Below are 19,278 nucleotides of genomic sequence, written 5' to 3'. Positions count from 1 at the left end.
GTATTTAGCGGTTGTTAGGTTAAAAATGTAGCCAACCGTGTGATGTTTGAGTAAACGAAAAATCAAATACGGAATAGCGATGGAAGAAGTTCAAGATGTAAAGATTTCGAAAAAGAAGCCGATTTTTGAAGTAGGGGAAGGACTTCATAAATACCTTAAGCTGTATCAGCGAGATGAAAAATTGCCTATAGGATATAAGGATCTACTGAATTTTACGGAGACAGTACCTGTTATGGATAAATTTGGCAACGATACTTTTTGGGAGACTCCACTGTATCCACAATATCTCATTGACCAATTATATGACGGGTTGAAGGTTATTTATGCTAAACTGAAAGCATCAGGTAATACGCGAATCGTCCAGCATAAATATATTGATCGTGTCGAGTACTGCGGCTTTGGCAATACGAAACCCTTTCGTATTCGTATCGTGAACCGTTTAAATGATGTGTATGATTATTTTTACATCAAGCAGGCCGATGCATCAAGAATATATGGACTGGAGTTGGAAGAAATATTGTCGCCCAATCAGGTGAATTATATGGTAGACCATGATACCTTGGTTGAGGAACATATTGTTGGAATTCCGGGAGACACTTTTTCGAAAACACGTATGTTCTCGCCTGATTATAATCTGACCCGGATTTCCAAAGAATTTGTCAAGTTTAATGAGCGATGTATTATTACGTTGTTGGGGGATATGCGGGCATACAATTTCGTGATGCAGATTACACCAGATTTTGATGATTTCCAGTTTCGAATTCGGGCAATAGATTTTGACCAGCAGTTTTATGAAGGAAATCCGAAGGTATATATGCCGCAATTTTTTAAGGAGAATCTTCCCTATGTCAAACTGGCGATGGAACATCTCAATGAAAAAACAGTACTGCAATACCAACAAGAGGAGCGTTCCTCTATTGTGCATAGAGTTCGAAGCGAAAGACATCGGATCGCTGATCTGAGGGATGCCTCGCAAACGCAGGTGCTCTCGACCCAGGAGAATATCAAACAGTTACGTGAGGGCTATGCTGAATTTTATCAGAACAACTCCTACCTCAAGTGTAAAACGATGACGGATATTGTGGAATTGAATGTGAAGAATGTGATTCGTCAGGTGCAAATGTGATTACTTGATTCGATCCTTGTTATCTTTGATAAAGGCGGACCATCCCGTGTACGACTTACTGTTGCCTGATACTGCATTTTTCTGAAACGAGTGGCAGACAGCAATTGCCAATCCGTCGGTGGCATCTAAAAATTGTGGTGTTTCCTCAAATTTTAATAGATTTTTTAGCATAGCGGAAACCTGCTCCTTTGTCGCATTTCCATTTCCTGTAACGGATTGTTTTATCTTTCTTGGAGAATATTCAAAGATCGGAATATCTTGCGCCAGCGCCGCCGCCATAGCAACACCTTGAGCTCGCCCTAATTTGAGCATGACCTGTATGTTTTTGCCATAAAATGGTGATTCAAGGGCTACGCAGTCGGGATTATATTCCTGCATTAAAGCCGAAGTTTTTTTGAAAATACGTTGTAGTTTTAGGGCATGATCGTCTAAATGTCCCATTTTGATGACCCCCATTGAGATCAAGGATATGTTATTGCCGACTTCTTTGATGATCCCATATCCCAGTACAACGGTACCGGGGTCGATCCCTAAAATTATTCTTTCTTTCGCCTTTTCCTTCTGCATATACAATATTACAAATTTTGCGTTTTATTCGCGGATTGCATTCGACAAAACTTAATCATTTGGCTAAAATTTAGTAACATTGCTCTCTAATTATCGTAAGTTGACAGGAAGACAAAAAAAATACATCAGTCTTTTATTGAAGATATTGGTTTTCGCTCTGGCGACCTGGTATATTGCCGTGAAAGTATCTGATAAAAGTAATATTGAGAAGTTTAAAACCCTAGTAGCAGGTTTAGAACAACATTCTGTTGTTTGGACCCTGGTTCTGATCGTGGTGTTAATGCTTGTAAATTGGTTGCTTGAAGTCGTTAAATGGCAGTATCTTGCCTCTAAACTGGAGCGTATTTCATTTTGGCGGGCCTTCCAATCCGTTTTTTGCGGACTTACCTGGGCTATTTTTACTCCCAATAGGATTGGAGAGTATGGTGGACGCGTTCTTTTTTTACAGCCTCAACATCGCGCAAAAGGAGCCGTGGCGATGGGCGTTGGATTGTTTGCACAATTGGTGCTCACAAGCGTTGCGGGATCATTAAGTATCGCTTGGTTTATCTGTAAATTTCTCTCAACTCCTTTAACCGTACAATTTGGTGTATGGCTACTTGCAATTATTTATGCCGGAGGATTTGTCATCTTATATTTCAATGTAAAATGGATCGATTTATTGGTCGGCAAAATTAAGTTTTTGAAACGGATTAAGCCTTTCTTTGAAGTATTGGAACATTATTCAATGCGCGAGCTCCGTATTGTTCTTTTAAATTCTTTGGCGCGATTTGTCATTTTTACTTCTCAGTATATCATCTTGATGAAGCTAACGCTACCTGAGTTACCGCTTTTATCCATGGTTCTGATGATTTTTATCCTGTTTTTTGTGCAGGCAGCGCTACCTACATTGGATATTTTTGATTTCAGTGTTAGAAGTTTCGTTGCAAGCAATCTATATAGTTATATTACCACACAGGAAATTGCTGTAATGGCTATTGTTTCCTGCATTTGGTTCGTCAATTTGATTCTTCCAGCTATATTTGGTTCTATTTTTGTTTTTAAGATAAATTTTTTCGGTGATACAAATTCTTAACTATTTATTGATCATTTTTGCCTGCGTATACGTAATTCTAGTTTTATGGATGCGCAGAGGCTGGTTCTTGCTTTCGGAGCCTAACAATACTGTTAGGCCAACAATGACCGTATCTGTCATTATCGCCGCGCGGAATGAGGAGTTAAATATTAGGCGCACCATTGAATCGATACTAGGGCAAAATTATCCAAGAGAGCTCCTGGAGTTAATTATTATCGATGACCATTCGGACGATAGTACGTCTTTGATTGTGAAAGAATATGAAGAAAAAGGTGTCAAGCTGATTCAATTGAACGAAAATGGCCGTTTGAATTCCTACAAGAAATTGGCAATTTCAAGGGCAATAGACTGCTGTCGTGGCGAAATTATTATTACCACTGATGCTGACTGCCGCATGGGGTCGAACTGGCTAAAGACAGTTATCAGTTCATTTGAGAAGAATGTGCCTATCTACAATCTTCTCCAGTAGTGTATTCAGAAGAAAAGAGTTTTTTGAACGACTGCAGACCCTGGAATTTTTGTATTTGATAGGTTTGGGCGCTGCAGGTATTGGTAATAAAAAACCAACGACCTGTAATGGAGCGAATTTGGCCTATCGAAAGGATATTTTTAAACAAATGGGCGGATTTAAAGGGATTGATGAGCTTGCATCCGGAGATGATGAACTTTTTTTACATAAGGTAGCAGAACAATATCCCGATCGTATAATCTTTTGTAAATCACAAGATGCCGTTGTTTATACAGATGCAAAACCAGATTTGAAATCATTCATTAGTCAGCGTAGACGCTGGGCTTCAAAAAGTACCAAATATAAAAATAAAGGTGTCATCGCATTGGGGATTTCCATTTGGTTTTTCAACTTATTGATATTGGTTGCTGCAGTTCTTGCGCTCTGTGGTGTGAAATTTGTTGCTTGGGTAGTACTGTTCGCGTTGTTATTGAAGATGACTGTCGAATTTCTTTTTATTCAACCTTTAACCAGGTTCGCAAGCAGAAATGAACTCTTATGGTATCTTCCTTTATTAAGCCTGGCTCATATCCTTTATCTAGCTTATATCGGCATATTGGGTAATGTTGGGAAGTATGACTGGAAAGGAAGGCAGGTCAAGTAGCTTACTGCAATTTTTCGACCTTTAGTTTTATAGCTTCCTCAGCTAATTTAACGATCTCTTCAATATTCTTGCCCTCCGTATCCAAAGGATTTAGAACCTCCCAGGTCATATGAAGAAATGGGGTTAATGGATACATCCCATATTGTACCATTTCATATGATCCTGTGATGGCGATAGGAACAACGAGTGCGTTCGGATTCTTCTTTAGTAATGTGGCAATTCCGCCAACATGAAAGGCCTTCATTTTTCCGGTTTTCGATCTTGTTCCCTCTGGAAAAATAAACGCGGACCAGTTTTTGGTTTTCATATTATTGGCAAGCTTCAATATCTCAGCAATAGACTGTTTGGGGTCATTGCGATCTATATTTGCGGCACCACCATGTTTTAAGTTAAAGGAGATGCTAGGTATACCGCTGGCAAGTTCAATTTTAGAAATAAATTTTCCATGAAACCTGCGTAAAAAATAGATCATTGGCGGAATATCAAAGGTGCTTTGGTGATTGGCTACAAAGACAATGGGTTGCCCTGTTGGAATATTTTTATTGTCGATAAACGTCACCCGATTGAATAGGGTGTAATAGCAGGCAACGAGACAGGCATTTAATATATCCACACTCTTTTTGTGTGCATTATATCCACCCAGCTTTAAACATAACCACTGTATAGGGTGGAAGATAATCAAGGATAAACCAAAACAAAACCAAAATATTATAGATAGGAAATAGCCTAAAAACTTCTTCATAAATGTTATTTAATGATACAAATATATCATTAAGCAGTGGTTTTTAAAAAATATTGATTTTATAGTGTTTTGTTTTAATATTATTAATGTTATATTTAATAATATTAATATAGTTATTATTTAATGAAAAAAATACCGGTTGATTGCCCTTGTTGTGAAGCGAAGTTAAAAGTCGCTAAATTGGTGTGTGACTCCTGTGAAACCGAAGTTGTTGGAAAGTTTTCATTACCCGTGTTAATGCAACTTACTGTTGAGGAGCAAGAATTTGTTCTGAATTTTTTGATACACTCAGGAAGTTTAAAGGAAATGGCAAACCAAATGGGAAAATCCTATCCGACAGTTCGTAATATCCTGGATGATCTGATTCAAAAAGTGAAAGCTCTTATGAATAAAAATAGTGTTGGCAGAAATAGAAATATTTAGTGGCGAGGGAAATCGAATGATTGATGAACAAAGAATGATGTCATGATGAAAAATAATACGCTTTTTACCGAAAGCCAATCTTTTTTTAGCTGGTTATTATGTTTGATCCTTTTAACGGTCAGTGTAGCCAGTTTTTCTGTGCACTGGCATGATATCTTGCAGTTGGATTTTGTTCCATTATTTCAATTACCAGGATTTTGGATCAATTTGGTATTGTGGGGGTTATTTGGCATACTACGATTAAAAACTATTATTCGTGAAGATGGAATTGAAGTCTATTTTTTCCCATTTAATTTCTATCGTAAAAGGACGCTTTGGGCAGATATCCGTGCTATTCAGGTACGAAACTATAACCCGATCGGTGAGTTTGGTGGATGGGGATTGAGGAGGGGGGTGAGAGGTCTGGCTTTTTCAGCTCGTGGTAATATGGGGTTGCAACTTACATTGGAAACTGGTAAGATATTACTTATTGGAACCCAAAATCCGGCTGCGATTGAACAGCTGAACTTATCTCAATTCTTAAAAAATGAAAGTTAAACAGATTTTTCAGAATCCATTTGCGGAATTCCCAGAGTGGAAGTTATTCTTTGCTGGTGTTATCGGATTTTTGTTATCAAGCTATGTTATTTATTTATCGGGCCAGCAGTTCAATGGTTTTATGCATTTCTATCAACCGGATAGGGTGATTTCGATATGGGCTGTATTGGGCGTTCATGCCTGTATGGTTTTGGCTCCTTTTACACTTCTTTACGGTACTGGGATGTTATTGAACAGAAAGACCAGAATTATCGATGTCATGAATGTCGTTCTGATTATGCCATTTCCGCTTTATCTTGCCTTATTTTTAGGGAAATTGTTAAACCAGGACAAATTTACGGATAAAGTCTTAAAGGCAGTGCAAAGCGGCGATCATACATTGGTTGGAGTTGATAAAATGGAGATGCTCTTGTTTGGCATGTTTGGAATCATCAGTTTGTTATTGCTATGCTATCAGTTCTATTTATTGGTTAAGGGTATGAATGTAGCCGTTAATAATAAGAAGATTGGAATCAGTATGGTATTTGTGGCATTATATTTTATATTGGATTTATGCATACAGTTTAATTTCTAGTAAAAAACGACAATGAGAAAAATTTTATACCTATTTATCATTTGTTTTCATTTTTCATGTACCCATGCGCAGACATTTGATGGCTCATGGAAGGGCGAGGTTGAGGTTTCAGGGCAGAAGCTGCTACTGGTATTCAATATTCAAAAAGATAGTGCAGGGAAGTGGAATGGTACCTTTGAGAGTCCAATGCAAACAGCGCAGAAATTTCCAATCAATCAAATACGTATTCAACACGATTCCATTTGGATGGATGTTAAGAATATAGGTCTTCTGTATGCGGGCTTTTTGGATCGGGATAAAGATGTTATGAAAGGGGTGATGAAACAAGGCCCCTTTGAATCTGCTATGATTTTAGTACGAAGCGAGAATGAACAGAGTGGACTTTCTCGTAAGCAGGATGTTTTTCCTCCTTATAGCTATACGGAAGAGGAAGTTTCGTTTAAAAATAGTGCCGGCAATGCAGTTCTTACGGGCGCTCTGACTTATCCTAAAAATGGTGGACCATTCCCCGCATTGGTGTTGGTCAACGGTAGCGGTCAGCAGAATAGGGATTCTGAAGTGTTTGGTCACAGGCCATTTAAGGTGCTTGCAGATCATCTTACCAAAAACGGTTTTGCTGTATTACGTTACGATGATCGAGGGGTAGGCGGCTCTAAAGGAGAAGTTAATTTAGCGACAACAATTGATTTTGCCTCTGATGCCAATGCTGCAGTTGATTTTCTCAGCAAAAAAGCTATAGTAGATGTGGATAAAATCGGAATGATCGGGCATAGTGAGGGAGCCCTAATTGCCGAAATAGTGGCATCCGAGAACAGTAAGGTAAAGTATATTGCACTTTTGTCTGGCCCAGTGATCAAAGGAGATTCTTTACTGATCTTACAGAGTTATGCTTTAGGAAAAGCGGGCGGATTATCTGAAGCAGCATTACAGATCAATAAAGCAAATAATCGAAGATTGTATACTATTCTATTGGAAGATGCGCCACCAAAGGCATTGGCCGAATCGTTGGAAAAAGAACTTATTCAGCAAAATAACGGTAATCCCCTGACTGCTGATATGAAAATTAAACTAAGTCCAATGATGAGCCCCTGGTTTAGAACATTTCTTCGTATCGATCCGGCTTATTATCTGAAGCAGCTAAAAATACCGGTTTTTGCTTCATTTGGCGGAAAGGACGTCCAAGTTCCTGCAAATGAAAACATTTATTGTCTCCAACACCTGCACTTAAAGACTACTGACCTCACCATTAAGGATTATCCCAATTTGAATCACCTTTTTCAGCATGCGCAAACTGGAAAAATCGAAGAATATTTTGAAAACTCAGAGAGTTTTAATGAACAATTGATGGATGACCTTACAAAATGGCTTAAATTGAAGACAAATTGATTTAATGAACTGAAGGCCGCGAGTTTTAGTATTTCTTTCCGGATCAAATAGGGGTAAAAGATCAGGGCCATTTAATGTTCTATTAAATGGCCCTGACTATATTACACCAACCTGACTATATTACACCAACCTGACTATATTAGATCAAGGGATATTTTTTTGAAGGGCTTTCCAATTAAGGTGTTGTATTGGCTACAGGAAGTATTTTCCCATTGAAATAGTGATGTCCATTTTGAGCGAACTCTGCAATATAGCGTCCCATTTCAAAGGCTAAAGTACCCGCTTCAACACCCGGAAAAGCAGCCTCGAACATTTCGGTCTGAGCAGATCCTAAGGCTAGACAGTTCACTTTGATTCCTTTTTCCTTAAACTCCTCCGCTAAGCATTCTGTAAGCACTGCTAATGCGGCTTTGCTGGTTGAATATGCCGAAAGTCCGGGAAACTTCAATGATCCCTGAAATCCCCCCATACTGCCAATATTGACAATATGTGAGCCTGATGGCATCATGGGAACAACGTTTTGTATCATATTTACATGTCCCATTACATTGGTTTGTAGCATTTCAGCAAAATCCTTTCCATCAGTTTCCATAAATGGCTTATTGATGAGTGCTCCAGCATTGTTTATCAAGATATCAACCTTATCAAATTTAGATTGGATGAAGGGAACAAGTGTAGTATAGTCATCGTAGACAATATCAAATTGAGCCGGGTATAAGGTGCCGCCATCATAGTTGAGCTGACCTGCAATTTCATGAAGTTTTCTCAGTTTGTCTGCTGATCTAGCCAAAGCAATGACTTTGTTGTCCTTTTTAGAGGTCAAATCCAACACCGCTTCAAATCCAACACCACTGCTTGCACCTGTAATAATAATATTTGCCATGTTTATTCTTCTAGTTTTTGACTTTGTTCAACTTCTTCTGCGGAAGGTAATTTGTCCTCTCCAATTGCTTGCGGATGAAAGATAAAATAAATTCCTGAAAGCGCGACGAGAGCGGAAATAATATAAAATAACAAGGTGATTAAAACCGCATTGTGTGAGTCGACGTGGAATATGCCCGCTCCCCACATGATCACAAGCTCACGCATCCCTAAACCACCCACTGAAAACGGAATGATCGAAACAAGAGAAGATGCAAGGAATAAAAATAGGTAAGGAGAAAATTTGCCGCTAAATTCTAGTGCATAAAGGATAAGAATTGCTGCAATAACTTGCATGGATTGCACACCGATTGCTTTTAAATGGGCTATTAAAAATGTAGCCTTGTATTCTTTAAAGAACTTGGTTACGATAAAGTAATAGAGAACGCTCCCTATTATAAATAGAATAACGGTCAGATAGTTTGGAATTCCGAGTTGTGGCATATAAGTAACTAGCGCTGCAATGATGAGGCACAGTGCCCATAATCCACTTAATCTATCTAAAAATAAGGCCGTAAATAATTTTCGTCCTTTAATATTGAATCGTTTCCTGAGGAAGAATATTTTATAACCATCTCCGCCAACACCGCCTGGTAAAATGAGATTGTAAAATAGGCCAAGTTGATACAGTTTTAAATTATATTTTTCCGTAACATCTAAACCGATTGCCTTTAAAAAAGTCAATAAGCGCGAAGAAGAAATAAAAATTGAGATACTATAAGCAACTAAAGCAAAGAATAGATAGAGAGGATTGGAGTTGATGACGGCTTCTTTCAAATCCTTTAGCGATACCTTGCTAAATACCCAGTATAAGGCTCCTACAGTAACGACAATCTTTGCTATATTTTTGGCTATTTTGAGCCCCTTTTTTTTATCCATATAAATTATACATCCAATCTTGTTCGGCTGTAATTAGCGTTTTGGAGAATCCAAAGTTAGAAACTTTGGCGAATTGTGCAATTGGGCTTAAGCAATCGTTGGGTAAATTCTTGAATACAATAATATCAAATATAAAATACCAAAGATAGTAGCAAGAGAAAATAGCCAATTTAGGTCAATTCTGTTATATTTGTGCTTGAGCACAGCGATCATTAATCCAATGATGAAGCAAAATAACAAGATAGGAGCTATGAGTGCTATCTTGTTCGTAAAAGCAAGGCTGATTTGATTCAATTTGCTTTTTGCTTCCTGTCCTAAAAAAAGCGGATAAGAAGCAAAGGCCAATAAAATGATAAATAACCTTAACAGCGTTTTTGCGATTATTTTGCTTATGGTATGATTTTTGGCTGTAATCTTCATGATTTGTGGATTAATTTACCCCAAAAATACAATTTGAAATTAAAATTTATACATATGAATCGATTCGTTTTATCATTAGCAACTGTTTTTGCTACGGTGACCTTATTTTCTTGTGGAGCACAAAAGCAAGGTACATCAACTGGAAATCCTTCTTCCAATACGAGTGCAGCTTCTGGTCCTAGCGCTTCGGATTGGAAATCCGCGGTAAAAGGAACGTGGACATTGAATACAATCGATAGAGAGAATTTACCTTCTTCATTCACGATCAAAAGTGTATTTGAAGAGGCTCCGGCAGAATGTTTCGTAGGTAGTACATGGAATTTTATTGGAAATGGGAAAGGATCAATTACATTTAATGCGCAAGGAACTTTATGTGCTCCAGGAGCATCACGTGAGATTTTTTGGTCTATCTATAACCCTGGAAAAGGCTTAGGAGAACCTCAGTTTCAATTTAAAAAGATTTATGCGGGCGATAAGGCGAAAAATGTCACAACAGGTTACCGCTTAGATTTATCTTATTCTGATGGGAATAAATTAGTTATGCGTATGCCATTGACTGTTGCGAATGGAGAAGCCTATCTAGTTTTTAACTTTACGCGCTCAAACTAAACGTAAACGATAAAAAAAGAATAACAGAAAGCTATAGGAATTCCTATGGCTTTTTTTGTTTAAAATTTAATACTTTTACACTCCCAATTCATTATGATTTATTTGCACTGTAGACGGATGAGTTTACGAATACGGTGACCGGCAAGTATGGAATGATAATCTTGTGCGTAGCTAAATTAATCGCGGATAAACTAATTGTATGTATGGATATGGGATAAATATCTAACGATTTCGTCAGGTATTGCTTAATCTAGAGAGAAACATGGCTGAACAAAACACGAAAACTGCTTTAATAACAGGTATAACAGGACAAGATGGTGCCTATCTAGCAGAATTCCTATTGAAGAAAGGATACAAAGTACACGGTTTAAAACGCCGTAGCTCTTTATTCAATACTGATCGTATTGACCATCTTTATCAAGATCCTCATCTCGACAATCGAAATTTCACATTGCATTTTGGTGATTTGACGGATTCAACCAATTTGATTCGTATTATACAAGAAACACAGCCTGACGAGATTTACAATCTTGCGGCACAATCTCACGTAAAGGTTAGTTTTGATACGCCAGAATATACTGCTAATGCAGATGGTATCGGTACATTGCGGATTCTTGAGGCGGTCAGATTATTGGGAATGATCGAAAAAACCCGTATTTATCAGGCTTCCACTTCCGAATTGTATGGATTGGTGCAAGCGGTTCCACAAAGTGAAACAACACCCTTTTATCCACGAAGTCCGTATGCTGTAGCAAAAATGTACGGTTATTGGATTACTGTAAATTACCGTGAAGCTTATAAGATGTATGCCTGTAATGGTATTTTATTTAATCACGAGAGCCCTGTAAGAGGAGAAACTTTTGTGACACGTAAAATTACCAGGGCTGTGGCAAAAATCGCGCTAGGGCTGCAAGATAAATTATATCTTGGTAATCTGTCCGCACAACGTGACTGGGGGCATGCCAAAGATTATGTAGAAGCAATGTGGTTGATTCTACAACAAGAAACCGCAGAAGATTTTGTGATTGCTACAGGTGTGACAACAACTGTTCGGGATTTTGTTCGCATGGCTTTTGCAGAATTGGGAATTGAAATTGAGTTCAGTGGCAAGGGAGAGCAGGAGAAGGGGGTAATTATCGATATTGACGAGGAACGCTTAGCTCAGTTAAATATTGATAAGTCGCTGATTAAATTCGGTCAGACTGTTGTCAAAGTTGATCCGGCATATTATAGGCCAACTGAAGTCGATTTACTTATTGGTGATCCGACAAAAGCAAATACAAAACTTGGATGGACGCCAAAATATGATCTTCAGATGTTGGTAACAGACATGGTACAATCCGATCTTCATCTGATGAGAAAGGAAGAATACTTAAAACAAGGCGGATTTGAAACCTTGAATTATTTTGAATAATTCATAATTGGTAAAAAAAATAAAACTGGAATAATTTTTGTTTAAACATTCAATAGTATAAATTTATAGATTTATACCTATGAAAATGACAGTATATTATGATAAATTCAGAAGTTGTTTCGAGTAAGAAAGAAGAAGAAAAGAAGAAAGATTCTTCGAAGATTTACTTCTTTATCATTGCGATAGCAGCATTACTTGCAACAAACATATATTTTTATGTCAAGTTTAAGACCAATGGTGAAAAGGTCTATACACTTACAGTAGAAAAAGAAAATCTGCAGGTACAAATCGATCGTATTGAAGCTGAATTGGATAAAATTGATGTAGAAAATGTCCAATTGACGCCAGAGATGACTGTGCAGAAGGATGATTCTAGGGCGGAGATCGCAGTACTTCGTAAAAAGCTTGAAAATAAAAGTATTACTCCAAAAGATATTGATGATGCACAGCACAAGATCAATCAGCTTAAGAAGCAGGTGGATACTTATCGTGTAAATGTGCAACGGCTGATTCAGGAAAATCAAATTTTATCGAAGCAAAACTCCAATTTGAGCGAATCTGTAGTTGAAAAAGAAAAACAAATTACTTCTTTAGTTACATCAAATTCGGACCTGAAAGAGAAAGTTGCAACTGCTTCAGCATTGAAGGTTTCAAGTATCAGTATAAATGGACTTGAAGTCAAAAAGAATGGAAAGGAAGTGGTAGAAGAACGTGCTAAAAAAATCGATAAGTTAAAAATCAACTTTACCGTTGCTGATAATCCGTTAGCTAAAAGTGGAGAACGTGATATATATGTCAGAATTATCGATCCACAGGGAAATCTGGTCGTGCAAGGTGATAATATTTTCTATGTACATGGAGAGAAATTGCAATATACCTTTAAACACAATATTTTATTTACCAACAAAGGTGAAGATTATATCGTCTATTGGGCAGCAGAAGAGGGGTTCTCAAAAGGGGCCTATACGGTTTTGCTATATGAAGATAATGCAATCATGGGACGATCTACGGTTGTGTTACGTTAAAAATAAATGCACTATTAAACAAAAAAGCTCTTTGCATAAATGCAAAGAGCTTTTTTGTTTAATAGTACGCTGTTTGTGTTAGGCTGATCCTTGGAACGTCGTAAGAATAGGACTATTCCCATTTATCGTTCAGTTTTATGTAGTCGTTCCTTAACAAAACCCACTATTTAATTTATTTTTAAAAACAGGATTAGAAAACAGCATAATTTGTATCTTATAAAATAAGAAAATAATTTTCTGTTTCAGTAGTTCCATCATTTTCTTCATGTTCCAAGCGGTTGCAGCTAGTAATGCATTGATTTGTGGTCCCGTTTCTCCCATGAAGTAATTTTTTGCCAGCCTAAAATCGGTTTTTAAATGTCCGATGATAGGTTCTATTGCCGCTCTGGTTCTAAATTTTTTGCGCTTTGTCTGCTTTTGATAAGCAGTGTCTTTTTTTCTTGGAGTGCTTGGGATGGAGATTTTCACGCCCTTTATTTCTGATTTTCCTCTGCCACCTCTATCGTAAAGGAGTTCTTTTGGGAGCTTTTGACCACCGGTTTCCATCTGTTCCAAAAGTGGTTCTATGGTGTGACCATCGTAAGGAGTTTGCAAAAATGCTTTAATCCCGAGAATGATTTTCTTGCCTTTGTTGGCGGTGGTTATCAAACCTACCTTATTCCCAAATTCATACTGGCTATGCGCTTTTCCTTTGGCAATACATCGGGTAAAAGGCTTGTGAATGCTGTAAATTTTATCGGCATCGTTTCTTTTTTGTGTGACAACCTTGGTGTACAATGTCATTAAATCTTTATAAAATTCTTGCTGTTCTGCATTAAAATTCCGTTGCAATTCACGAATCAGTCTCATGGCGATGGTTTTGAGCTGTCTTTGAGATTTCCTTGCCGCTTTTGCCCGCTTGGGATGTTTTCCGTTGTAGGTGTTGCGCACCATTTGTTTGCTGACTTTTGTGTAGCGTTGTCTTTGTTTTATGCCTTCATTTCCGGCTATTTTGTTGCAATAATCGATCACTTTTTTGCACAATTTTGCATCGGTAGGAAAAGAGGTATTATTCTCCTGAACGGTAGTATCGGACAAAACAAAATTTGAGGTGTTCGTCTTGGCATCGTGCATTCTTACGCTGTAGGCAAAGATTTTTTCGATACCTTTTTCGCCAATTCTTTTTCGGAAATGAACAAAATTACTCGGGTCACAAGGAAATTCGTGTTCAAAGAAAACCCTGCCACAAAAATGCTGCATATAAGGATTCATGATCCAGGCTTTTTCCAACGTCTCATCGCCCAAATTATACAAATGTTTCAGTAGCAAACAACCCACCATAAACCGAATCGGATGGCTCGGATTGCCCACTTTGGAATACAAGGGCGAAAATTCTTTCTCAAAATAATTCCAATCTATTTTTTCTGAAAGTAGAACAAGTTCATGCTCGTGGTCAATAAAATCCACCAACATTGGGCGGAATAATTCTGGCTTCTTTTCTGGATTTTTCCCCAACATATTTGCAAGGTTTTAAAGCTCGAAGATACAAATTCTTGCAATAAAAAACAAGCTATTTTAAACCCAAAATACTAATAATCAGTAAATTATAGGTGGTTTAAGGAGAGACTATGTAATCAATGTTTGAGATATAAGGAGCCTAACTGAACGCCCTAGTTTTATTTACATTACTTGAATGTGGTAGCCTCTTATTTATGTACTTGGAACGGCTCATCTTATTATTTAGATGCTTTGGGTGCAGTATCCTATCCGCTTTCTTGGATGTCTGATTACAGTTGATTTAAGATTCTATCTGTTGCAAAGGAAGCAGTATATGAAACGTTGTACCTTCGCCTTCTACAGTCTCAAAATAGATTTGCCCGTTACAGGCTTCAATTGTCTTTTTGACAAGAACTAGTCCTAAGCCGTTTCCGGAACTCTTTGTCGTAAAATTAATCTGGAAAATTTTATCCTGCATCTCTTTGGGAATCCCATAACCGTTGTCTTTGATATCTATCTTGACAAATTTATCTGAGTAGCGTTCAATGGAAATCTCGATCTTCATGTTTTTTCGTCCATAACCGCCCTCAATCGCATTTTTTATCAAATTATTGAAGGTTCTTAATAGCTCATTACCATCTGCTTTAACGATAAGGGTTCTGTGATCCGCATTGTTAATGAGACGAATACTTACATTTGGTGTATTGTTGTACAAGGAAATAGACTTTGTTACTTTCTCTACAATATTGATGTTTTCCATTACCGTATTTGGGAATTTTGCAAAATGTGAAAATTCTGAGGCAATATGCGTCAATGCATCGATTTGTTCGATGAATGAAGTGGAGAATTTATTGAAGCGATCCGGAAATTTAGGGTCCTCGTCTTTGTAAGATCTACGGAGTTGCTGAATGCCTAATTTCATTGGTGTCAACGGATTTTTGATTTCATGGGCAATCTGTTGAGCCATCTCACGCCAAGTTGATTCTCGCTCGGTATCTTTGATCTTATTAGCATAGTCCTCCAGCTTTATGATCATAAGATTATATTCTTTGATCAATGTACCTATTTCATCATTTCGTTGCCAAAACAGAGGCTCGTTGGGCTGCCCCAGGCGTAGTTGTGAAATCTTCTTACTGATGATGCTCAATGGATTGGTGACACTGTTGGCCACAAACGTCGCATAAAATCCAAAGCCTATAATAATCAGCGAATAAATGTTCACTATGGTATTTAAAAGAAGATTCTTATTGATATTTTCTTCCTTCTGAAGTGAGAAGTTTGGTATACCTATATAAGCCAGTGTATTATAGTTTTTATCCCTGATGGTGGCGTAGCTGGTCTCAAATTGGAAAGTACCAATACGCTCATCTTCAATCGTCTCCGATTTTTTTAAGATGGAAAGATTTTTCAGTGCAGCCGGATTAATGAAAGTAGAGAAAAGCTCCAGATCGTAGATTCTACGCTGCGAACTGTAAAGTAACCTGCCTGATTTGGAATAAAGATTGAAGTCTTTGGAAATTGTTTCGGATAATGTCTTGAGAATACTGATCAGCTGCGTTTCGGTGGATGTTTCATCCGTGTAGGTCAACATATTTTCCATCCGTTTACCCAGCTCGATAATAAAGCGCTCTTTACTTGCTTTATTGTTATTATAAAGCTGCTTGTTGATACTTATATATGAAATTACCGCTGAAATAAGAATAGCCAGAATTACCGATGAGATGATGGAAGTCTGAATACGTGTAGAGTACTGTATTTTATTTACTATTTTGTAGAACTGATACTTTAAATTACGGAAAGTTAGCTTGGTGTTTTTAAGAAAGATATAGAGTGATTTTATGAAATGGAAAAGCATGAAAATCATAAAAAATACCAAGAACAGAAATGAAGTCGTCGCTAGATAATCCCAAAAAGAAGGTTTTTGTTTACTGATAACGTATGTAGAAAATTTATTGGCAACATAAGCCATATGTAGGTATGCATCTCGGTCGAGTACTTGAATATATTCCCCTGGAACACCTTTCAGCCCCCTCAAATTGTTCTCGTAAGTATATTTCCCAAACTGTGTTATTAAGGAGCCGCCTTTATAGAGGGCTATCGAATAATCTGCTTTATTATAATATTGCGAATTGTTAATCCGCATATCGGTAAGGATTTCGGGATATGGAACCGTATAGCTAAAATCTTTATTGGAAAGATTGACGATAACATTGACAATTCTATTTTGGTCAATGGTGACAGGGATGATGGAGAAGTATTCATGCGTACCTAATTCCGCACTGGAACGGTAAAAGTTCTGCGTGACTTTTATCGACTTGTTGATTACTTTTTCTCGATATTCATTGATCTTATTCTGACTGGCTGGATTGAGCGGAATATTATTCTGATCATAATAATATGCTTTGAACTCATATTTGGAAAGATAGCCACTAAAGTACTTTTTCTTGATGAAATCGTTGATCCCTTCAGTGTTGGTATAGGGGAGACTGATATTAAATAGGTGTTTTAATTCTTGATCGTTTGCTAGGCTACTTTCAATATCGGAGAACAATGAAACAGCATTGACATCATCTTCTGATTGTAGGTTACTCAATAAGATCTTCATGTCAATTAAGTTCCGTTCCTGATAGAAACGAGCGTGCGTGATTGCACTTATGATTGCCCAAAGTATCAGTACGGCGATATAATTTGTTAATATATGTCGGTCGAAATACTTCTCGCCAAATGATTTAATCAGGATGATCAGTGCAAGTAACAAATTGACCAGGCTATTTTTCTCAATATAAAAGGAAATGATCAGGATGACAAAAATGACACATGCCAGTTGAATGTTGAGTAGCTGCGTCGGTTTTAACTCTAATTTTTTAAGAAAAAATAGGACAAGATCTATGTAGATGCTCAAGGCCAAAATACCCATGCCAACAATGCCTAAATCTACCCAACTTAGGAAATGTAAATCGACAAGTTTTGTGAAATCAAAATAGATGTTATTGGAGTGCGTAATCAGGGTACCGGCGATGTCATACAATAGACCGAACGACAGGTATATACTTAGAATAAATCCGATTGCGATAGGAATTCTGAAGAACCGGATGTTCTTTATCTTGTCGAAATTGAGCTCTTTGCGAATTGAATAGATAAATAGAATCAACCATAACACCAATATGGTGGTGGACATCACGGACCATATATTGGGGAAGAAGCGATTGTAAGCGTAATTGCGCGAATCGAAAATTGAAAATGTCGCGTTTTCGGACAGCAGATTCCATTTAAGATCGGCAAATTTGACGAGGCTAAATACCGATAATAGCAGTAATGCAGACCACCAGGCCCTTCCTGTCTTGGCCATATGTAGGCAGAGACTATTGAAGAAGATCAATAATGCGATCCAGGCAAGTAGCCAACAGAAGAATTGCAAAATCGTATAGGCGTTTTCATGCTCTCCGTCTTTTAGCTTAACAGAGAATAGATAAGACCCTTCATTGCTATAGATATTTTTAATGGTGACCGTGTCTGTATAGGAGGCAATGTCGATATTTCGAGAGTCGAAAAAGTTCCTCCGCAATGAGCTATTTAAATAGGGGTTGTTGTTATTTGTATAGCCTTTAACAATAATATAGGCGAGTATACTGATATTGCCAATTGTTTTTTTTCGAACAACGTAAGAACGGTTATCATCCTGAATAAAATTGGATTTTTCCGGAAATCCCTGATCTGTAATTGGCACAAATAAATGCGTGCTCCACATCTTCGGTTCATGGTCCTTAAAGAGAAATAAATAAACCTTCTCATTGGTTTTGAACTTTTCAAATGCCTGATAAACTGCTATTGGGTACTGATCGTAGTTTTTAAATGTTTTGAGCAGGAGTGAATCATTAAAAATTCGGTCGACTTTTTTCTCTTGTTGAGCGATATAATCATTGAGTGATTTTGTATCAATGTCCAGTATTTCCTTATTGGTAACAGATTCTTTAATGGTGATAGCTGTTCCTATAAAGCATAAAGTCAAGATAAGTAGGAGTAATCGAATTTTTATACCAGAATTCACGTTCGTCAATTTACATTATTGTAAATATAAAAAAAAGTCCTTGCTTTCTTAGGGCAAGGACTTTTATATTATTTTCTGAATAGCCTATTTTAATTGGCTAGAAAGAATCTTCAATCGGTTTCTTAAGCTTTGTTAACGCTATCGAAAACACGAAGGATTTTAATTGCTTATTAAGCGTGCGGTTCTTCTTGTCTGAAGATTTTAGCAGTCAAGTACTCACGGTTTAAGCGAGCAATGTTTGTTAATTTGATTCCTACAGGACATTCTGCTTCGCAAGCACCTGTATTGGTACAGTTACCGAAACCTTCAGCATCCATTTGATCTACCATTGCCTGTGCACGTTCGTAACGCTCAGTTTGGCCTTGAGGTAATAAGGCAAATTGAGATACTTTTGCAGACACAAATAACATTGCAGAAGCATTTTTACATGCTGCAACACAAGCACCACAACCGATACATGTAGCCGATTCAAATGCTTCGTCAGCGATACGTTTAGGAATCGGAATAACATTGGCATCAGGAACACCACCTGTATTAACATTTACATATCCACCAGCTTGTTGAATGCGGTCAAAAGCCGTACGGTCTGTTGCAAGGTCTTTCAATACAGGGAATGCAGCAGCTCTCCAAGGTTCAATCACGATAGTCTGTCCATCGTGGAAGCTACGCATGTGCAATTGACATGTTGTTGTACCTTCTTTAGGACCGTGAGGGCGACCGTTGATGACTAATGAACACATCCCGCAGATACCTTCACGACAGTCGTGATCGAAATATACAGGATCTTCTCCTTTACGAGTCAATTCTTCATTGACAATATCAAGCATCTCTAAGAAAGACATATCATCAGCGATATCGTTTGCCTGATAAGTTACAAATTGACCTTTATCTTTATCATTTTTTTGACGCCAAACTTTCAGCGTTAAATTCATATGTTGTGCCAT

Annotated in this window: 19 protein-coding genes; 11 read left to right on the top strand and 8 right to left on the bottom strand. The window is 37.5% G+C overall.

The annotated features are described in order from the left end of the window. Window positions 1-79 precede the first annotated feature (79 nt). The gene (locus tag DTA23_RS04390) at window positions 80-1,126 is read left to right on the top strand and encodes a hypothetical protein (protein WP_046674895.1); all 1,047 of its coding nucleotides are present in this window, start codon (window positions 80-82) and stop codon (window positions 1,124-1,126) included. Here DTA23_RS04390 and ruvC read toward each other — a convergent pair whose 3' ends face one another. After that, window positions 1,127-1,693: a crossover junction endodeoxyribonuclease RuvC gene (ruvC, locus tag DTA23_RS04385; protein ID WP_046674896.1), complete on the bottom strand. Its 567-nt coding sequence runs from the start codon at window positions 1,691-1,693 to the stop codon at window positions 1,127-1,129. It abuts the gene before it with no gap. 79 nt (window positions 1,694-1,772) lie between these two features. Between ruvC and DTA23_RS04380 the strand changes: the two genes are divergently transcribed. From DTA23_RS04380 to DTA23_RS28465, 3 genes are read left to right on the top strand one after another with little or no spacing between them, the layout of a single operon-like run. Continuing rightward, the gene (locus tag DTA23_RS04380; RefSeq protein WP_239468790.1) at window positions 1,773-2,768 is read left to right on the top strand and encodes a lysylphosphatidylglycerol synthase domain-containing protein; all 996 of its coding nucleotides are present in this window, start codon (window positions 1,773-1,775) and stop codon (window positions 2,766-2,768) included. 49 nt (window positions 2,769-2,817) lie between these two features. Then, a complete protein-coding gene (locus DTA23_RS28470; protein WP_256602769.1) occupies window positions 2,818-3,237 on the top strand; it encodes a glycosyltransferase in 420 nt (139 codons plus the stop codon). Further along, on the top strand, window positions 3,209-3,880 hold the full coding sequence (locus DTA23_RS28465; protein WP_256602768.1) for a glycosyltransferase family 2 protein: 672 nt from the start codon (window positions 3,209-3,211) through the stop codon (window positions 3,878-3,880). Before DTA23_RS28470 ends, DTA23_RS28465 begins: the two co-directional genes overlap by 29 nt. Before the next feature lies 1 nt (window position 3,881). On the opposite strand, the gene DTA23_RS04370 is transcribed toward DTA23_RS28465, so the two are convergent. Then, the gene (locus DTA23_RS04370) at window positions 3,882-4,622 is read right to left on the bottom strand and encodes a lysophospholipid acyltransferase family protein (RefSeq protein WP_046674899.1); all 741 of its coding nucleotides are present in this window, start codon (window positions 4,620-4,622) and stop codon (window positions 3,882-3,884) included. A 123-nt stretch (window positions 4,623-4,745) separates the two neighbouring features. Between DTA23_RS04370 and DTA23_RS04365 the strand changes: the two genes are divergently transcribed. Genes DTA23_RS04365 through DTA23_RS04350 form a run of 4 tightly spaced genes read left to right on the top strand, consistent with a single transcriptional unit; the run spans window position 4,746 to window position 7,542 of the window. Continuing rightward, window positions 4,746-5,045: a DUF2089 family protein gene (locus DTA23_RS04365; protein WP_112373913.1), complete on the top strand. Its 300-nt coding sequence runs from the start codon at window positions 4,746-4,748 to the stop codon at window positions 5,043-5,045. A gap of 42 nt (window positions 5,046-5,087) precedes the next feature. Then, window positions 5,088-5,582, top strand: a complete 495-nt coding sequence (locus DTA23_RS04360; RefSeq protein WP_139145106.1) for a hypothetical protein — start codon at window positions 5,088-5,090, stop codon at window positions 5,580-5,582. Then, on the top strand, window positions 5,572-6,156 hold the full coding sequence (locus DTA23_RS04355) for a hypothetical protein (RefSeq protein ID WP_112373912.1): 585 nt from the start codon (window positions 5,572-5,574) through the stop codon (window positions 6,154-6,156). The genes DTA23_RS04360 and DTA23_RS04355 overlap by 11 nt, the downstream gene beginning before the upstream one ends. 12 nt (window positions 6,157-6,168) lie before the next feature. Then, window positions 6,169-7,542: an alpha/beta hydrolase family protein gene (locus tag DTA23_RS04350; protein WP_112373911.1), complete on the top strand. Its 1,374-nt coding sequence runs from the start codon at window positions 6,169-6,171 to the stop codon at window positions 7,540-7,542. 175 nt (window positions 7,543-7,717) lie between these two features. Here DTA23_RS04350 and DTA23_RS04345 read toward each other — a convergent pair whose 3' ends face one another. From DTA23_RS04345 to DTA23_RS04335, 3 genes are all read right to left on the bottom strand, one after another. Next, the gene (locus DTA23_RS04345; protein WP_070570367.1) at window positions 7,718-8,425 is read right to left on the bottom strand and encodes an SDR family NAD(P)-dependent oxidoreductase; all 708 of its coding nucleotides are present in this window, start codon (window positions 8,423-8,425) and stop codon (window positions 7,718-7,720) included. Window positions 8,426-8,427: 2 nt separating this feature from the next. Then, window positions 8,428-9,342, bottom strand: coding sequence for a lysylphosphatidylglycerol synthase transmembrane domain-containing protein (locus tag DTA23_RS04340; protein ID WP_112373910.1), 915 nt, complete (start codon window positions 9,340-9,342; stop codon window positions 8,428-8,430). An 87-nt stretch (window positions 9,343-9,429) separates the two neighbouring features. Then, a complete protein-coding gene (locus tag DTA23_RS04335) occupies window positions 9,430-9,762 on the bottom strand; it encodes a hypothetical protein (RefSeq protein ID WP_046674904.1) in 333 nt (110 codons plus the stop codon). Between the two features lie 54 nt (window positions 9,763-9,816). Between DTA23_RS04335 and DTA23_RS04330 the strand changes: the two genes are divergently transcribed. The 3 genes from DTA23_RS04330 (at window position 9,817) to DTA23_RS04320 (ending at window position 12,810) form a co-directional block, all read left to right on the top strand. Further along, a complete protein-coding gene (locus DTA23_RS04330) occupies window positions 9,817-10,371 on the top strand; it encodes a lipocalin family protein (protein WP_046674905.1) in 555 nt (184 codons plus the stop codon). A 262-nt stretch (window positions 10,372-10,633) separates the two neighbouring features. After that, a complete protein-coding gene (gene gmd / locus DTA23_RS04325; protein ID WP_046674906.1) occupies window positions 10,634-11,785 on the top strand; it encodes a GDP-mannose 4,6-dehydratase in 1,152 nt (383 codons plus the stop codon). A gap of 98 nt (window positions 11,786-11,883) precedes the next feature. Then, window positions 11,884-12,810, top strand: a complete 927-nt coding sequence (locus DTA23_RS04320; protein ID WP_112373909.1) for a DUF8428 domain-containing protein — start codon at window positions 11,884-11,886, stop codon at window positions 12,808-12,810. Window positions 12,811-12,960: 150 nt separating this feature from the next. Here the strand turns inward: DTA23_RS04320 and DTA23_RS04315 are convergent, their stop codons facing one another. The 3 genes from DTA23_RS04315 to DTA23_RS04305 form a co-directional block, all read right to left on the bottom strand. Next, window positions 12,961-14,307 (bottom strand): IS5 family transposase, encoded by a 1,347-nt coding sequence (locus DTA23_RS04315; RefSeq protein WP_112373584.1) that lies wholly within the window; start codon window positions 14,305-14,307, stop codon window positions 12,961-12,963. Window positions 14,308-14,587: 280 nt separating this feature from the next. After that, on the bottom strand, window positions 14,588-18,334 hold the full coding sequence (locus DTA23_RS04310) for a HAMP domain-containing sensor histidine kinase (protein WP_112373908.1): 3,747 nt from the start codon (window positions 18,332-18,334) through the stop codon (window positions 14,588-14,590). Between the two features lie 170 nt (window positions 18,335-18,504). Next, window positions 18,505-19,278 carry a succinate dehydrogenase/fumarate reductase iron-sulfur subunit gene (locus tag DTA23_RS04305; protein WP_172462311.1) on the bottom strand — a complete coding sequence of 258 codons (774 nt, stop codon included), beginning with the start codon at window positions 19,276-19,278 and terminating at the stop codon, window positions 18,505-18,507.

The sequence above is a fragment of the Sphingobacterium multivorum genome, assembly GCF_900457465.1.
Lineage (GTDB): Bacteria > Bacteroidota > Bacteroidia > Sphingobacteriales > Sphingobacteriaceae > Sphingobacterium > Sphingobacterium multivorum.
This window is presented reverse-complemented; position numbering and strand designations above follow the sequence as displayed.